12 protein-coding genes are annotated in these 18930 nt (G+C 35.1%); all 12 read left to right on the forward strand.

Annotated features, from left to right (window positions below; genetic code table 11):
• Positions 1-927, forward strand: a complete 927-nt coding sequence (locus tag FLAPXU55_RS12970) for an NAD-dependent epimerase/dehydratase family protein (RefSeq protein ID WP_180858126.1) — start codon at positions 1-3, stop codon at positions 925-927.
• Positions 928-1125: 198 nt separating this feature from the next.
• Positions 1126-2499, forward strand: a complete 1374-nt coding sequence (locus tag FLAPXU55_RS12975) for a sugar MFS transporter (protein WP_235992046.1) — start codon at positions 1126-1128, stop codon at positions 2497-2499.
• A 270-nt stretch (positions 2500-2769) separates the two neighbouring features.
• Entirely contained in the window at positions 2770-4698 is a 1929-nt protein-coding gene (nagB, locus tag FLAPXU55_RS12980) for a glucosamine-6-phosphate deaminase (protein ID WP_180858128.1), read from the forward strand.
• Positions 4699-4902: 204 nt separating this feature from the next.
• On the forward strand, positions 4903-6285 hold the full coding sequence (glmM, locus tag FLAPXU55_RS12985; RefSeq protein ID WP_180858130.1) for a phosphoglucosamine mutase: 1383 nt from the start codon (positions 4903-4905) through the stop codon (positions 6283-6285).
• A gap of 623 nt (positions 6286-6908) precedes the next feature.
• On the forward strand, positions 6909-10157 hold the full coding sequence (locus tag FLAPXU55_RS12990; RefSeq protein ID WP_180858132.1) for a SusC/RagA family TonB-linked outer membrane protein: 3249 nt from the start codon (positions 6909-6911) through the stop codon (positions 10155-10157).
• A 10-nt stretch (positions 10158-10167) separates the two neighbouring features.
• Positions 10168-11640 carry a RagB/SusD family nutrient uptake outer membrane protein gene (locus FLAPXU55_RS12995; protein ID WP_180858135.1) on the forward strand — a complete coding sequence of 491 codons (1473 nt, stop codon included), beginning with the start codon at positions 10168-10170 and terminating at the stop codon, positions 11638-11640.
• A 65-nt stretch (positions 11641-11705) separates the two neighbouring features.
• The gene (locus FLAPXU55_RS13000) at positions 11706-13076 is read left to right on the forward strand and encodes a DUF4832 domain-containing protein (RefSeq protein ID WP_180858137.1); all 1371 of its coding nucleotides are present in this window, start codon (positions 11706-11708) and stop codon (positions 13074-13076) included.
• 26 nt (positions 13077-13102) lie between these two features.
• Positions 13103-13978, forward strand: coding sequence for a PKD domain-containing protein (locus FLAPXU55_RS13005; protein WP_180858139.1), 876 nt, complete (start codon positions 13103-13105; stop codon positions 13976-13978).
• Between the two features lie 280 nt (positions 13979-14258).
• Entirely contained in the window at positions 14259-15356 is a 1098-nt protein-coding gene (locus FLAPXU55_RS13010; RefSeq protein ID WP_180858141.1) for an acyltransferase family protein, read from the forward strand.
• A 57-nt stretch (positions 15357-15413) separates the two neighbouring features.
• Positions 15414-16784 carry a Gfo/Idh/MocA family protein gene (locus tag FLAPXU55_RS13015; RefSeq protein ID WP_180858143.1) on the forward strand — a complete coding sequence of 457 codons (1371 nt, stop codon included), beginning with the start codon at positions 15414-15416 and terminating at the stop codon, positions 16782-16784.
• A gap of 206 nt (positions 16785-16990) precedes the next feature.
• Positions 16991-17593: a TetR/AcrR family transcriptional regulator gene (locus tag FLAPXU55_RS13020; RefSeq protein WP_180858145.1), complete on the forward strand. Its 603-nt coding sequence runs from the start codon at positions 16991-16993 to the stop codon at positions 17591-17593.
• Between the two features lie 65 nt (positions 17594-17658).
• Positions 17659-18924, forward strand: a complete 1266-nt coding sequence (locus tag FLAPXU55_RS13025; RefSeq protein ID WP_180858147.1) for a TolC family protein — start codon at positions 17659-17661, stop codon at positions 18922-18924.
• The last annotated feature ends 6 nt before the right edge of the window (positions 18925-18930 follow it).

Here is an 18930-nt window from a genome sequence, read left to right on the forward strand (position 1 = left end):
ATGAAAAAATATGTAATTACCGGAGGTGCCGGTTTTATAGGAAGCCATATTGCAGAACATTTATCCAATCAGGGACATAAAGTTTTGATACTTGATAGTCTTAGAACGGGATTCGAACACAACCTAAACGGATTAAATGTTGAATTTGTAAAAGGGGATATTCGAGACGAAAATTTGGTTAATGAAGTGATAAGCGGAGCAAGCGGTGTTTTTCATTTGGCAGCTTTAGTAAGCGTTCCCGAATCTCTTTTGAAAATCAAAGAATGTATCGAAATCAATACCATAGGAACGATTAATATTCTCGAAGCAGCAAAAAATAATGTAGCTTGTAAAGTCGTATTGTCAACATCGGCAGCCAATTATGGCAACAATCCGGTTTTACCAAAAGTAGAAACGATGTTTCCGGAACCAATGACACCATACGCGATTACCAAATTAGACGGCGAATATTATTTAAAAATGTATTTAGATCAATATCAGGTTCCAACAGCTTCTTTAAGATATTTCAACGTTTTTGGCCCGCGTCAAAATCCAGAATCGGCTTATGCGGCGGCTGTGCCTATTTTTATCAATAAAGCACTTCAAAACAAACCAATAACCATTTACGGAGACGGATCGCAGACCAGAGATTTTATTTATGTGAAAGATGTTGTAAAAGCGAATATTCTCGCTTCGCAAAAAGGAAGCGAAACTTATAATGTTGCTTTAGGGCACAGCACATCGGTTTTAGAACTGGCCGAAAAAATTATAAAAATCACCAATTCTAAATCGCAGATCAAATTTTTAGATGAAAGACCCGGCGATATCAAACATTCAAAAGCTAATCCTGAAAAATTCAATCAGTTAGGTTTTAAACCAGAATACACAATTGATCAGGCATTAGAAGAAACCATTCTGTTTTACCATCAGGAATTAGTCAGTAAATAATTTTTAGATCAAAATATACAATGCATAAGAATATTTAAGCACATAGAAACATAGGTTTAAATGTGTATAAAAAAGAATACCAAAGAAACAAGTTCCACACATAGCTATGTTTATTTGAATAAGTGAATGTCTTTTTTAAACCGCCCAAATCTATGTTTCTATGTGTTAAAAATTACTAACAAAGAACAAACCAAAAATATGTCACAAATCGATCTTACCTTAAAAAAAGAGCAAAACAGCACTTTGATTCCCATGGTTATTTTAACCTCTTTGTTTTTTATTTTTGGATTCGTAACCTGGTTAAACGGGCCGCTGATTCCATTTTTTAAATTAGCGTGCGAACTAACCGAATCACAATCGTATTTTGTGACGTTTGCCTTTTATATTGCCTATTTTGTAATGGCGATTCCATCTTCATTTTTAATCGAAAAAGTAGGTTACAAAAACGGAATTTCATTAGGTTTAGGCGTAATTGCTGTTGGGGCACTTTTATTTTATCCCGCCGCAGCATCAAGAACTTTTGGATTTTTCCTAATCGCATTATTCGTAATGGGAACCGGTTTAGCCGTTTTGCAAACAGCAGCAAATCCGTATGTAGTTGTGATTGGTCCGCGCGAAAGTGCCGCAGCCAGAATCAGCGTTTTAGGAATTGCCAATAAACTGGCAGGTTTTCTGGCTCCGTTATTATTGACTTCTTTGGTTTTATCTAATATTGGAGATTATTCTGCCGATAAAATTGCCGTTATGACTTCCGTTCAAAAAGAAAGTGCTTTAGATGCGTTGGCTTTGCAATTACAAACTCCGTATATTTATATGGCAGTGATTATGGTGGTTTTGGCTGTTTTGGTAAAATTTTCTCCGCTTCCTGAAATCAATTTAGACGATGAAGGACAAGTAGAACATTTAAGTATTTTCAAACAAATAAAACAAGCCTTCAAACATCCGCAATTGGTTTTTGGCGTAATCACTTTAATGGTTTATATCGCTGCAGAAGTTCTTGCCGGAGATTCCATCGGCGGATTCGGAAAACAATTGGGAGTTTATGGCGAAAGCGGTTCTTTTTACTTAAAGCTGACTTCCTTTACCATGACTTTTATGGTTATCGGATATATTTTAGGAATTACATTGATTCCAAAATACGTTTCGCAGGTTTCTGCCTTAAAAGTATCAGGATTTTTAGGACTTATTTTGGTTGCTTTAATCGTAATACTTTCTCCTAAAATTATGGTTCAATTGCCGGGAATTCCACAATTGCCTGTTATAATTATTCTAGTTGCTTTATTAGGTTTAGCAAACGCACTTTGTTGGCCGGCAATTTGGCCAATGGCGCTTCAGGATTTAGGAGGATATACAAAAATTGGTGGCGCAATTCTAATTATGGGAATTATTGGCGGAGCAGTTTTTCCGTTATTTTACGGTTTACTTGCCGATACAATTAACACCTCAAATGCAGCTTCAGGAATTACCGAAACAGCAAAAAGCGGAAATCAATTGGCATATTTGATATTATTACCAGCCTATTTAATGATTGTGTTTTTTGCATTCAAAGGACATAAATACAGGAAATGGTAAATAACCCAAAGTAGGGTCATTGCGAGGAACGAAGCAACCGCACTAAAAAACTCGACAAAGATTGACGACTTAGTTTGCGGAGTTTCTAGTGCGATCTCTCCTTCGTCGAGATGACAAGATTGGGAGTAACCTTATAGAACACAAACATTTCATTTAAAAATAAAAAAGCACTCAAACACCCAAATTTGAATTGCTCCAGCTCAACTCATGCCTTTTTTAACCCAAACGGCATTCAAAAATTAAATCAAAAACATATTAAAAATATCCACAATGTTAAAAAGTAAAATAGACAAAGCAACCGGTTTTGAAAAACGCTTCGAAAACATCAACACTGTTGTTTTTGAAAATTCAGGTGAAGCTTCAAAAGCCGTTGCACAGGAAATTGCAGCTTTAATCCAGTCGAAACAAAAAGAAAACAAGCCTTGTATTTTAGGTTTGGCAACAGGTTCTTCTCCAAAAGGATTGTATGCAGAATTAGTAAGACTTCATAAAGAAGAAGGATTAAGTTTTAAAAACGTAATCAGTTTCAATCTGGATGAATATTATCCAATGGAACCTAACTCAATCAACAGTTACGTTCGTTTTATGAAAGAACTTTTGTTTGACCATGTTGATATTTTACCTGAAAACGCGCATGTTCCAGACGGACTTTTAACAAAAGAACAAATCGCAGATTACTGCCACGAATACGAAGCAAAAATCGAAGCTTTAGGCGGAATCGACCTTCAGATTCTTGGAATTGGTGGAAACGGGCATATTGGTTTTAACGAATCGGGTTCGCTTCAAAACTCAAAAACAAGATTAGTCGCTTTAGACCATATTACAAGAGTTGCGGCAAGTAAAGATTTCTTTGGATTAAATAATACACCGAGAACAGCAATCACACTTGGAGTTAAAAAAATTATGGAAGCCAAAAGAGTTATTTTACTGGCTTGGGGAGAAGGAAAAGCAAATATTGTAAAAAGATCTGTTGAAGATGAAGTTACAAACAGAGTTCCGGCTTCATTCCTGCAAGAACATGATGATGCTGTTTTTATTTTAGATAAAGAAGCTTCTTCAAAACTAACAAGAATCAACAAACCGTGGCTTGTTGAAAAAATCGTTTGGACAGATAAACTAACCAGAAAAGCAGTTTTAGGATTGGCACTTGATCTTAAAAAACCAATTTTAATGCTTACCGACGCCGATTATATCGAAAACGGAATGAGCGATTTATTGGCAGATTCTGGCCCTGCTTACGACATCAACATTAAAATATTCAATAAACTTCAAAACACCATTACAGGCTGGCCTGGAGGAAAACCAAATGCGGAAGACACCAATCGACCTGAGAGAGCAGAACCTGCTAAAAAACGCGTCTTGATTTTCAGTCCGCATCCTGATGATGATATCATTAGTATGGGAGGAACATTCATGCGTCTGCAGGAACAGGGACATGAAGTTCACGTGGCTTATCAGACTTCTGGAAATATCGCTGTTGCGGATGATGAAGCATTACGTTTTGCAAGATTCGTGATTGATTACAATGAAAAATTCAATATTAAAAGCGAAGAAGCAGATAACATCTACAAAAAAGCACAAACGTTTTTAGAGAATAAAAAGAACAGTGAAATTGATATTCCCGAAGTAAGATACATCAAAGGGCTAATCAGAAAAGGTGAAGCGAGAGCAACAAGCCATTTTGTTGGATTAACTGATGATCAGATTCATTTTATGGAACTTCCTTTTTACGAAACTGGAACAATCGAGAAGAAACCAATCGGACAGGAAGATATTCAATTAACAATGGATTTAATTGAAAAAATTAAACCGCATCAAATCTACGCTGCAGGAGATTTAGCAGACCCACACGGTACGCACAAAGTTTGTCTGGACGCTATTTTTGAAGCTGTAAAAGCTTTAAAACCAAAACCATTTATGAACGACTGCTGGTTATGGTTATACAGAGGCGCTTGGCAGGAATGGGGAATTGACGAAGTTGAAATGGCTGTTCCAATGAGCCCGGATCAGGTTTTGGCAAAACGCCACGGTATCTTCAAACACCAATCACAAAAAGACGGTGTTGTTTTTCAGGGAACAGATTCAAGAGAGTTCTGGCAGAGAGCCGAAGACCGAAACCGTGAAACCGCACAAGTCTACCAACAAATGGGACTTTCAAGCTACGCAGCAATGGAGGCTTTCGTGAGATGGCATTATTAAGTTGCTAAGGTTCTGAGATGCTAAGATTCTAAGTTTAATAAAATGGGTTTATAGTTTGCCACGAATTACACAAATTTCCACAAATTAAATTCGTGATAATTCGTGCAATTGCTTCGCCTGTTCGCTATCGCTCGAGTCGTGGAAAAAAAAATCATTTTAATCCTTTTAATCTGTGGCAAAAAATAAAAATAATAATAAGTAAAAATGGCATTAATAAAATCAATTTCAGGAATACGAGGTACAATTGGCGGGGTTGTCAATGAAAATTTGACTCCGGTAAATGCGGTGAAATTTGCCGCGGCTTACGGAATGTGGCTTAAAAGTGAAAACTCAAATCAATCATTAACCGTAATTATAGGGAGAGACGCCCGAATTTCGGGAGAAATGATTAGTAATCTGGTTTCGAATACGTTGACAGGTTTAGGAATTAATGTGGTTGATATTGGTTTGTCGACAACGCCAACTGTTGAGGTTGCCGTAACATTGGATAAAGTAGATGGTGGAATTATCATCACAGCAAGTCATAATCCGAAACAATGGAACGCTTTAAAATTATTAAACAATAAAGGAGAATTTTTAAATGCTGAAGCAGGAGAAAAAATCCTGAAAATCGCAGAAGATGAAAATTTTCTATTTGCAGAAGTCGATGATTTAGGAAAATACGAAAAGAAAGAAGGTTACATCGAAAAACATATTGATGAAGTTTTAAAATTAGCTTTAGTTGATGTTGAAGCCATTAAAAAAGCCAATTTCAAAGTGGTTGTTGATGCTGTTAATTCTACGGGCGGAATTGCGATTCCGAGTTTACTGGAAAAATTGGGAGTTGAATGCGTGAAATTATATTGTGAACCAAACGGACATTTTCCGCATAATCCGGAACCTTTAAAAGAACATTTGACAGATATTTCAGAATTGGTCGTAACAGAAAAAGCCGATTTCGGAATAGTGGTTGATCCTGATGTTGATCGTCTGGCGATTATTTGCGAAGACGGTTCAATGTTTGGCGAAGAATACACTTTGGTCGCTTGCGCCGATTATGTTTTGGGGAAAACAAAAGGGGATACGGTTTCTAATTTATCCTCTTCGAGGGCATTACGTGATATTACTTTAAAACATGGCGGAAAATATCAGGCAAGTGCGGTTGGCGAAGTAAATGTTGTCGAATTAATGAAAAGTACAAATGCCATTATAGGCGGAGAAGGCAACGGTGGAATTATTTATCCGTCATCACATTACGGGAGAGATTCATTAGTTGGAACGGCGTTGTTTTTATCGCATTTGGCAAATGAAAAAGTTTCATGTAAAACGCTTCGCGAAAGTTATCCGGATTATTACATGAGCAAAAGTAAAATTGAGTTAACACCGAAAATTAATGTCGACGAAATTTTGGAAAAAATCACTCAAAAATTCAAAAATGAAAATCCGAATTGCATCGATGGAGTTAAAATAGATTTTGACGAAGAATGGGTGCATTTGAGAAAATCAAATACAGAACCAATCATTAGAATTTACACCGAAAGTAAGTCGCAGAAAAATGCAGATGAATTGGCAGAAAAATTCATCTCAATCATTAAAAATTTAGTGTAAAATGATCGTTCAAAAATCGATCTCAGTTTAAATAAAAATTTTATTCTAAATCGAATAAAGTGCTGATTTTAAAATAATAAAAAAATCATTTAACTGCGATTTTTAATTAAATGGATATCAAAATAAATGATTTGGTTTTCGATTGATAATAAAATTTTTTAGACAAATTTTTAAATTCTTACAAGATAAATATTTGAAAATGATAAGAATTTAATAATACTTTTTCTAAAAAATGTGCTCGAAAACACTTTTTTTATGTGCACGAACACATTTTTTCGGTTTTGTCATTGTTTATTAAAAAATATTATTTAGTTTAGCCATAGTTAAGTCAAAAAACAGCTTTTTTTTATCCATTTTTTTAAGCTTAAAAATCAATTTTAAAACTCAAAAAAGGACTTCCTAAAAAATAAATAAGCAGCTGATTATTAAAAGAAAAAAAATAAAATAAGAATATCAATTAAGAAAAATAACCAAACGAAAACAAAAACAAAAAACAGACAAAAATTATGAATTCAAAAAAAACATAACCGACCCATTTCGCTTTGTGTTTGAAAAAGCCTTAACCAATTTTTACTCACGCAAAGTTTGCTTTTCACATTAACCATTAAACTAACCAGAATAATATGAAAAAAAGTAACAAGTTACTATACAGTAACTATCAGGAAATAAAATTTAATTTAAAGACATTACTCACGGTCTTATTTCTGATAGTTTCTGTTTTTAAAGTAAGCGCAGTTTCTTCTACAGAAAATGAGAAGAAATCAGAAATTATAAATAAAGAGTCAGAAGCAGATATAACAATTAAAGGTACTGTCTTAGATGAATTAGGGCAGCCAATGATTGGTGTTACCATTGTACCGAAAGGATCGTCAAGAGGAACAACCACTGATTTTGACGGAAGTTATACAATAGTAGTTCCTGCCGCTACAGAAGCCCTTTTGTTTTCATACGTAGGTTACGAAACAAAAGAAGTTGCAATTGCCGGACAAACCACAATTAAAGTCTCATTAGTACCATCGTCAAAAAGTTTAAATGAGGTTATTATTGTAGGTTACGGAACTCAAAAGAAGAAAAATGTATTAGGAGCAATGTCTTCTGTAAAAGGAGAAACGCTTACTTTATCTTCAGCGCCATCAGTTTTAACAGCACTTCAGGGAAAAGTGGCGGGTTTGCAAATCGTACAAAACAGTGCTCAGCCAGGTGGTGGATTTAATATCCAGATTCGTGGTGCGGGTTCTATTAATGCAAGCAACGATCCTTTAGTTGTTATTGATGGATTTCCGGTTACAAATTTACAACAGCCGGGAACAGGAAACCGTTATGATGGTGGTACGCAGAGTATCTTAAACTCATTTAACCCAAATGATATCGAATCTATAGAGGTTTTAAAAGATGCCAGTGCTTCTGCAATTTATGGTGCAAGAGCTGCAAATGGTGTCATTATGATTACAACCAAAAAAGGAAAAGAAGGAGATGTAAGAGTTGATTATTCTGGTTCATATTCGTACCAAAAATATAATGATAGTTATGAGGTACTGGATTTACAGGAATGGATGCAGCTAAGAAATGACGCTGCCAGAGAAAACTGGGAATTTATTAATAAAGTATATCCATATTCTCCAAAAACATTGGAAGAAGCAAATGCTGCTCCTGTTAACGGAATTCCGTTTAAAAGATTCTATTCTGATGAGCAGATTAGAAATGCCGGAAAAGGAACAGACTGGCTTGGACTAGTGACAAGAGATGGAATGGTGCAGCAAAATAACCTTTCTATACGAGGCGGGACAAAATCGACTAAATATTTTTTATCAGGAAACTTATTCAATCAGGAAGGAATTGTTAAAAATTCAGGATTAAAAAGAAGTACGGTTCATTTTAGCATTGATCAAAAACTAACTGATTATGTCACTTTTGGAATGAATATGACTAAAAGCCGAATCAAAAATCAAAACTCACAATTAGGCGGTGATCAATTTGAAAATTCAGGAATTATAAGATCTGCTATACAGCAAAGTCCAAATATTGAAGCAATTGATGAATTTGGTAATTATCCAATTAACCCGGATAATGCTTTAGAACCAAATCCATACTCATTGTTAACAATTACAGACGAAGGAGTAATAGACAGAACACTGACCAATTTTTATGCAGAAATAAAACCATTAAAAGGTCTTACTGCAAGAGTTCAGGCAGGTTTTGATCAGGGCGAGACAAGCAGAGGTAATTATTTGCCAAGAACTACCCTGTATGGGCAATTAGAAAATGGTAAAGCAACTTTCAATACACAAAAAAAGAATGATGATTTACTAGATGTTATATTGACCTATAATACGAAAATTGGAGACGACAACTCTTTTACTTTTATGGCAGGTTATTCTCAGTCAACCTACAGAAATGAAAGAGCATCATTAGGAAACAGTAATTTTATCACAGATGCTTTTTTATGGCATAATATGAATGCAGGAGCAGGAACAAAATTAACTACATCATCAAAAAATGAAGACAGTTACCGTTCATATTTTTCAAGAGTAAACTACTCTTATAAAGACAAATATCTGTTAACTTCTACCATCCGTCGTGACGGAGTAAGTTTCTTTGCAGCAAATAAAAAATATGCTTTGTTTCCATCAATTTCGGTGGGTTGGGATGTGTCGCAAGAACCATTCATGAAAGGTATTACAGATTATGTATCACAACTTAAACTGCGATTTGGTTATGGTTCTGTTGGTAATTCTGCCGGACTTTCTAAAGGGGCATTTTATGCACAGCCAGCTTATTTAAACTCAGATGAATCAATTTGGACTGGAGTATTTGCCAGCAGATTAGAAAATCCTGATTTGAAATGGGAAACAACGACAGAAAAGAATTTTGGTGTTGATTTTGAATTATTAAACAGAAGAATATCAGGTTCGGTAGAGGTATATGAAAGAGTAGTTTCTGATTTATTAATGGAAAAACCTATTAATAGTTATCATGAAATCAATACTGTTTGGGCAAATATAGGCAGTACACAAACTAAAGGTGTTGAGGTTACTTTAACTTCAAAAAACATCGATACTCAGGATTTTAAATGGAATACAACTTTTACATATTCACAATATAAAACCAATTGGAAAGAAAGAGCTCCAGACTGGAAACCTTCAGTATATATGAGTTACAACGATCCGGTACGTGCACAATACAGCCAGATTGCTGATGGTATTATGCAGATTGGAGAAGTAGTTCCGGCACAGCCAGATTTATATCCGGGACAAATTAAAATAAAAGATCTTAACGGTTTTGTTAGAGATGCATCTGGAAATCCGGTTACAGATGAAAAAGGAGTGTTTTTAAGAACCGGAGCACCAGACGGAAAAATTGACGAAGCTGATACTGTTTTACTGGGCTCTGCAGATCCTGATTTTTCTGCGGGTTTAAGCAATACAATTATCTGGAAAAACTTCCAATTGAATTTTGTATTTAATGGAATGTTTGGACGAAAAATTGTAGATCAAACCGATTTTACTTATGGTGTAACTGCAGTAGGAGTAGCACAAAACGGAAGAAATGCATTAAGAAGTGTTTACGACAGATGGACACCGGATAATCCAACAAACACACGTCCGGGTTCACACTTTGGATATACACAATATGGTTCAGGTGATTTCTTTATGCAGGATGCTTCGTTTGTTCGTTTACAAAGCGTATCGCTTAGTTATAATTTTCCACAAAGATGGTTTGGTAAATACATACAGGGAGCAGCCATTAGACTTGATGGGCAAAACCTTTTTACCATTACAAAATATGATGGTATAGATCCTGAAACAGATGGTTATGCAGCAGCATATCCAAATGTAAAAACATACACAGTAGGAATTGATCTTAAGTTTTAATCAAAAAGACATGAAAAATTTAAAAAATTATACAATAGTTTTACTATTACTAGTTTTCTCAGGATGTAATGAAGATATTGAGTCTATCAATTACGATGAGATTAATCCGAGTATATTTCCTAAATCGGAGGCTGATGTTCAGGCAATAGTAGCTTCTGCATACTATCCGTTAAGAGGTTCTTACGGAAACGGTATTCATTCTACTTCAGAAAACGGATTAATGTTTATACTTGATGCCACGACAGAAATTCTTCAGGGACCTTACGGCGTACAGCAAGAAGCATCATTACACAGCTACAAAGCCAGTTCTACATCTTTTACAAGATTTTATGATGTGTTCTACAATAAAATAAGCAGTATGACCTTGAGCATTGACAGAATACAAAATGCCAATGTAAACGAGCTGGTTAAGAAAAATGCTATTGCCGAAATTAAATGTGCAAGAGGATTATTAGCCTATGAACTTTTTGATTTATACGGACCGCTTGTTGTAGCACCTCTTGAGATTCTTAAAAGCCCTTTGAACGAAGTGCCTTTGGCCAGACTTTCAAATGCAGAAATGGTAAGCTTTATTGAAAAAGACCTTAAAGAAGCCGCAGCAGATTTAAAAGCTCCGGGCGACACACCATACGGAAGATTCAGCAACGGAATGGCAAGAATGGTCTTGATAAGATTATATCTGCATGAAAAAAGATGGGCAGATGTTGAAGAACAAGCGAATGCAATCATGGCAATGAACTACTACGGATTAGACGCAGATTATGTTGGATTATGGGATGTTAAACCTCCTGTTAACAGCAAAGAAGTAATTTGGGCGGTTCCGGCAGATTATGCAGGAACAAGTGAAAACCAATGGCAGTTAATGGTATTACCGGCTAATTACCCTGAACGTGGAGGTTATGGAACTATTCAAAGTTCATGGAAATTTTATGATTCTTTTGAAGCAACAGACATTCGTAAAACGGCACTTATTGCCGAGTTTACAGGAACAGATGGTGTAACGTACAACAGAGCAAATCCTGCAAACTATATGCAGTTAGGGCCAATTCCGTTAAAAATTCATCCGGATGCTGCCAGAACAACAGCTTTAACAACAGTAGATATTGTGGTATACCGTTATGCAGATGTAATATTATCAAAAGCAGAAGCATTGGTAAACAAAACAGGAACGCCAACACAAGAAGCAATTGACTTGGTAAACATCGTGAGAAAAAGAGCTAAAATCAGTGAAATTCAATTAGCTAATTACAACACACTTGCCAAATTCAATGATATGATTCTTTTAGAAAGATCACACGAATACTGGTGCGAAAACGGACAATATCGTTCAGACTTAATCAGACACGGAAAATTTACAGAACATGCTCTTGACTTAAATGGTGCAGCAAGTCAAAGTGCTCCATACAAAGCGTTGTTCCCATTTTCATTAGACAGAATAAGTGAAGGAAAAGGTAAATTTATTCAGAACCCTGGATATAATTAATTAGAAGACGGCTATCACAATTGGTGAAGGAATAAAATAAATCAGATAATTTAATTATACAAAAAATGAAAAATTTACTAATGTTAATCTGCCTTTTTCTGAATGTCGCATCAAGCTGTCAAAGCGATGGAGGTGACAAAAATGAAGGAGGCGAACAAGTAAACGGAGTTGAAAAAGTAACTTACACCGCTTCAAACGAAGTGTTCACAAATCCCGAGCGTGGATTTATGCATTCGTGGCAGGTAAATTCAGAAGGAGCAGCAATGACAGCAGCCTCTTTAAATAATCTGAAAAAGGAAAATGTAAGTCTTATTCTGCGTTTGTATTATTTGGAAAAGTTTAAAACTTCGGCTTTAAGCCAGACACAATTAGATCTTATCAAAACCGATTTTACACGTTTAAGAGAATCAGGTTTAAAATGTGTTTTGCGTTTTGCGTATACAGATGCACAAGATGGTACAGATGCTTCTGTAGCCGTTATCTCTGGACATTTAGATCAGTTGAAACCAATTTTGGAAGAAAACAAAGATGTCATTGCTTTTGTTCAGGCAGGATTTGTTGGAGCTTGGGGAGAATGGTATTATACTACAAACCAGCTTACAACGCCGGCAAACAAAAAACTGATTATAGACAAACTTTTAGCCTCTTTTCCAAAAGAAGTAAAAATTCAGTTAAGAACTCCAAAAATCAAACAAGACTATGTTGCAACTACAATTGCAATGGACGCGAACGTTGGTTACGGAACTTCAAATACAGCTCGTTTAGGATTTCATAATGACTGTTTCATGGCAAGTGTAGACGATTACGGAACATACATAGATATCACTTCCGAAAAAACATACATAAGCAACGAAGCCCTTTATGTCCCAACAGGAGGAGAAACTTGTCCGCCAACAGATGTGCCAATCGCAAGCTGTACTACTGCTGAAAAAGAAATGACAATGCTAAAATGGACGTATTTAAATCTTGATTATTATGGTCCGGTTTTGCAGGAATGGAGAAACAACAACTGCTTTACAGATTTTGAAAGAAAACTGGGTTACAGACTTTCATTAGCATCTTCAAGTCTAAAAAAAGAAGCTGCTTTAAACGGAACTTTAGAGTTTGAAGCATTGCTAAATAATGGAGGTTTTGCCCCAGTTTATAATCCTAAAAATGCTTATTTAATATTAAGAGCGACTTCTGGCGGAATGGTTTATAAGAAAAAATTAAACTTCGATGTTAGAAAAGTAGTACCAAGAGTAACGTACGATTTAAAAGAATCGGTGAGCTTATCCGGAATTCCGGCAGGAACTTATGAATTGTTATTAAAAATAGAAGACAGTTCAACAAAACTAGTTGACAGACCAGATTATTGTATTCGTTTTGCCAATACAGGAGTTTGGGAAGCCGCAACTGGATTCAATAAATTATCACAAACGGTTATCATTAAATAGTTATCAAAACATTTAAATTAAAAACCATGAAAAAAATAAAACTAACCAAATACATAACATTGCTTGTTGCTATGTTATTGCTAACGGCTTGTTCGAGCGATAGTGCATCATCAGACGATTCGGCAACAAAACCAACCGCAGATTTCTCATTTACAAATGATGGAAGTACATTTACCTTTACCAATCTTTCTACAAACGGTACAAAGTACAGATGGGATTTTGGAGATTTGTATTATACATCAGGAGAAAAAGATCCGGTTTATACCTATAAAATTGGAGGCGAAATCAGAGTTTCTTTGACCGTAACAAACGATAAAGGAGAAGAAGCTTTTATCACTAAAACCATTACTGCCCCAAGAATTATAATTATTGATATTAAAATCGACGGAAAATTTACAGATTGGGATGATGTTGCCGTAACAGATCAAAATACATCAGGAAATGGTTCAATCCAAAAAATTAAAATTTGGGCTGGAGGTCCAAATGTAAATGTGTATTTAGAAGGAAACAAAAAAATGCTGATGGAATTGGTAGATATGTACATCAATACCGATGGAAATACCCAAACAGGATTTTTACACAGCAATTGGTCACAAGGTTCAGGAGCAGAATTTTTATTCGAAGGCCCTGTAGTAACCAACGGCTGGGGACAATTTTATAACCATACAGATCCAAACGGAGGCTGGGGATGGGCTGGAATTGCAGGTTCTGGAGCAAATTTAAAAGCATCACCAATTGTGAGTTTAAATGATACCACAAATGCGATCGAATTCAGCATCCCAAAATCACAGTTAGGAACATTAGGAAGTTCAATAGGTATTGCCATTACCGAAATGAATGGAGGCTGGGGATTAGTTGCCAACTTCCCGGAAGCACCTAAGTTCTCTACATTACAATTGTAGTTTGTCATCGATAGCCGGTCAAAATGTGCCATTTGGCGAAGAGTTTTTTGGAGATTAATTTTTTAAGCCAAATGGCATAAGCTATCGAGTAAATATAAATTAGCTCTGTTGAGCGCAATTTTTTTAACACATAGAAACATAGATTTTAAGGCTTAACCAGAGATCTAAATAAAATCAGGATTTTTCGCATAGTCTATGTTTGTTTAAACAAGTGAAACGCCTTTACCCATTAAAAAAAGACTATGTTCCTATGTGTTAAAACAATTTTAAAAAGAAGTAAATGACTAAAACAATTGCCAATAACCGATTAATGTCTGTAGACGTACTGCGAGGATTTGATCTTTTGATGATTATAGTAGCAGACCGATTTTTCTATAATTTGAATACAGCGGCAAATACCAGTTTAACAAAAACACTGGCCGACCAGTTCGAACATCCGGAATGGATTGGTTTTCATTTGTATGATGTCATAATGCCCTTATTTTTATTTGTTGTAGGCGTTGTAATTCCGTTTTCTTTAGGAAACAGAAGCAAAGAAACGTATTCAGATTTTAAATTATACAGACACATTTTAAAACGATTTGTAGTACTGTTTATATTAGGATGGATCGTGCAGGGAAATCTTCTCGAATTGAATATTTCAAAGTTTCACATCTTTAGTAATACACTTCAGGCTATTGCAGTTGGATATTTATTTTCCTGTATTGCCTATTTAAATTTGTCGAAAAAAGGAAGATACATCTTCTTTGTAGTTTGTCTTGTTTTGTATGCCGTATTATTATCCATTCCAAGTTACTTTGGTCACAATTTCGAATTATTACCAGAAAAAAATCTTCCCATATTTATCGATCAGCAGGTTTTTGGACCCTTTTATGATCAAACACAGTATTCCTGGCTTTTAACAGGTTTAGGATTTACAGCCACAACATTATCAGGATTATTTGCAGGAGAATTGCTTTTATCTTCTCTTTCAAGAAAAAAAATAGCACAATATCTTTTATTAATCGGAGTAACCGCAATTATCCTTTCATTAATAATTGGTATCTGGCATCCTATTATTAAAAAAATATGGACAAGTTCATTTGTAATTTTTTCATCAGGAATCAGCTTTGTTTTATTAGCTTTATTCTATTGGCTTGTCGACGTTCAGGGTTATACAAAATGGGCTTATCCGTTTAGAGTAATTGGTTTAAATGCAATCGCCGCTTATGTTGGTTCACATGTTTTTAATTTCTCCTTAATCGCCAAACAGATTTTCTTTGGTTTCGAGCAATTTACAGGAGCATATTATGACGCCTTTTGCGATTTAGCCGGATTCGGAATTCTCTATTTCATACTTTGGTACATGCACAAAAACAAAACCTATATAAAAGTGTAATAAACAAAATGTTACAAATAAAAACGTTCAAACAAAAATATCACTAAAATAAAAAAAATGAAAAGTTTAAGATTTTTACTAATAGCACTTTTGCTATTCAAAGTCTGCGACACATCGGCGCAGCTTATTAAAACAAAAGCACCAAAAAGAGACAAAGGACAAACAGATGTTTTGCGTTTAGCAACTCCTGCAATTCCGCACGTTCGTGTAGCAGTTATTGGTCTGGGAATGCGCGGTACGGGCGCCGTAGGACGTATTCCGCATGTTCCCGGAGTAGAAATTGTAGCCTTATGCGATATGCTCGAAGAAAGAACAAAAGCAGCAAACGATACTTTAGCTAAACTTGGAGCACCAAAAGGACAGGAATTTTTTGGAGAAGATGCCTGGAAAAAAGTAACAAAATTGGACAACGTTGATTTGGTTTATATTGTAACCGATTGGAAACACCACGCAAATATTGCCGTGCAAGCCATGAAAGATGGAAAGCATGTAGCTGTAGAAGTTCCCGGAGCTTTAACCATGAGTGAAATCTGGGATATAATTGATACTTCAGAAAAAACACGTAAACACTGTATGATGCTGGAAAACTGTGTGTATGATTTCTTCGAATTAACAACATTAAACATGGCACAACAAGGCGTATTCGGAGAAATTCTTCACGCAGAAGGTTCTTATATTCACGGATTACAGCCATATTGGGGAAATTACTGGAACAACTGGAGAATGGATTACAACCGCAAACACAGAGGTGATATTTACCCAACACACGGAATGGGCCCGGCATGTTTAGCATTAAATATCCATAGAGGTGATAAAATGAATTTTCTGGTTTCTATGGATACAAAAGCAGTTGGAAATCCTGCCTTTATAAAAGAAAAAACAGGCGAAGTTGTAACTGACTTTAGAAATGGAGATCACACGATGACGATGATTCGTACCGAAATGGGAAAAACAATCCAGATTCAGCATGATGTTACAAGTCCAAGACCTTACAGCAGAATGTATCAATTATCCGGAACAAAAGGTTTTGCCAATAAATATCCGGTAGAAGGTTATGCAATTGATGCAAAAGAAGTTGGAGCAGAAATTTCTAAAAACTATCAAAATCTAAATGCCGAAGAATATGTTTCGGAAGATGTGAAAAAGATTTTAATGGAAAAATATAAAAACCCAATCGTAAAAGATATCGAAGAACTGGCTAAAAAAGTCGGCGGTCACGGCGGAATGGATTTTATTATGGATTACAGAATGTTTTACTGCCTTCAAAAAGGACTTCCGCTGGATATGGATGTTTACGATTTAGCCGAATGGTCTTGTTTAAGTCCGTTAACAGAAATCTCTTTAGACCATAATTCAGCTCCGGTAGAAATCCCGGATTTTACCCGCGGAAGCTGGAAAAAACTAAATACAGTTGAATTTTCGAAATAAACTAAACTACTTTTTAGTGAGCATTTAGTTTTTATTGTTAATATTTGTTAGTTATCTACAATGCCTGTAAATCCACAATTTGCAGGCATTTTTTGTGTAAGTAATTTAAAATCTTATTATTAGGTTAAAAATATTTTTTAATCATTTGATTAAATCTATTGTTTAATTAAAAAACATTTATATATTTGTCAAACATTTACAAAATTATGACCCCAAAAAACAAAGACGCAAGTACCGAAGAAAAGATAAAAGAAGCAGCACGAATAGTATTTACACAAAAAGGATATTCTGCCACGCGTACTCGTGATATTGCCGAAGAAGCAGGAATTAATCTGGCGCTTTTAAATTATTATTTCAGAAGTAAAGAAAAACTTTTTGAATTGGTAATGTCAGAGAAAGTGGCAAAGTTATTTGGTGTAATTGCACCCATAGTGAATGGCGAAACCACTTCTATAGAAGAAAAAGTAACGTTGATAGCCGATAATTATATCACGATGCTGCTTCAAAATCCAGGTTTGCCATTATTTGTTTTAAGCGAAATAAGAAATAATCCCGAACATTTTGGGAACAAAGTACAAGCCGGGAAATTATTGACAGAATCCATTTTTGTAAAACAATTGAAAGAAAGAAAACCGGATATTAATCCGCTTCATTTTATGATCAATTTATTATCAATGTGTATTTTTCCTTTTATAGCAAAACCAGTTTTAGAATCAGCCGGAGTTATGACACCAAGTCAAATGAATGATTTTGCAGAAGAAAGAAAAACATTGATTGTACAATGGTTTAAAGCTATGATGAACTCCTAGCTATTTTTTTGGACTAAATTTAATCAAATGATTAAAACGAAATATTAAAAATTAAATAGTTGAATATGAAAAGGTTATTAGTAGTTATACTGGTTTTTATACCCGTATTTCATTTTTATGCACAGCAAAATTACAAGTTATTACGACTGCAGGATTGTTACGCATTAGCAGAAGAAAATTATCCGTTACCTAAAAAACGAGATTTAATTGCCAAAAGCGGCGAATTCACGATTGATAATATTGCCAAAGGATATTATCCTAAATTCGACATTTTTGGTCAGGCAACGTATCAGTCAGATGTTACAAAGCTGCCAGTTAGTCTTCCCGGCGTTGAGGTTCCCATTTTAAATAAAGATCAGTATCGCGCTTACGCTGAAGTGAATCAGCTGCTTTATGACGGAGGAAATTTAAAACAGCAGAAAGAAGTTGCAGAAAAACAAACCAAAGTTTCAGAACAGCAGCTTCAGGTTGATTTATATGCAGTAAAACAAAAAGTAACCGAACTCTATTTTGGAATTTTAGTTTTTGATGAACAGCTGCATCAAAATGATTTACTAAAAAACGATATCAATATCGGAATCAAAACCGTTCAGGCACAATTGAATAATGGAACAGCATACAGAAGCAGTTTAGATTTGCTTAAAGCAGAATATCTAAAAGCCGACCAAACTGCAATTGGCATTCGAAATTACAAAAAAGCCTATTTAGATATGCTGGGTCTTTTTATCAATTCAGAATTATCTCCAGACACAAAATTAGAAACACCTGAAAATATTGTAAATTCAATTGAAATTAATCGTCCTGAATTACAGCTTTTTAAATACAGAAATGAAAGTCTGGAATTAGGTAAAAAAACAGTTGATATTGCTAATCTACCCAAGTTCAATTTCTTCGTACAGGGCGGTTACGGAAATCCGGGACTGAATATGCTCGAAGTTGGGTGGAAATCCTATTACATTGGCGGAGTGCGACTAAACTGGTCTTTAACGGGACTTTATACAGATAAAAAACAAAAACAAATTATCGACATTAATAAACAGCAGCTCGAAGTCGACAAAGAAGTTTTTCTTTTCAATACCAATCAATCCATAAAACAACAAAGTGCAGAAATAACAAAACTCGAAGAATATCTGGTTTCTGATAATGAAATTATAACACTTAGAAACAATGTCAAAAAAGCTGCATTGGCACAATTAGATAATGGCGTAATTGATTCCAGCGATTATCTGCGGGAAGTAAACGAAGAAAACGCAGCAACGCAAAACAAAATTATTCATGAAACAGATTTGCTTTTAGCAAAATACAGACAAAAATTAATAACCGGTAATTAAGCATAA

It is taken from the genome of Flavobacterium panici, assembly GCF_903819335.1.
Lineage (GTDB): Bacteria > Bacteroidota > Bacteroidia > Flavobacteriales > Flavobacteriaceae > Flavobacterium > Flavobacterium panici.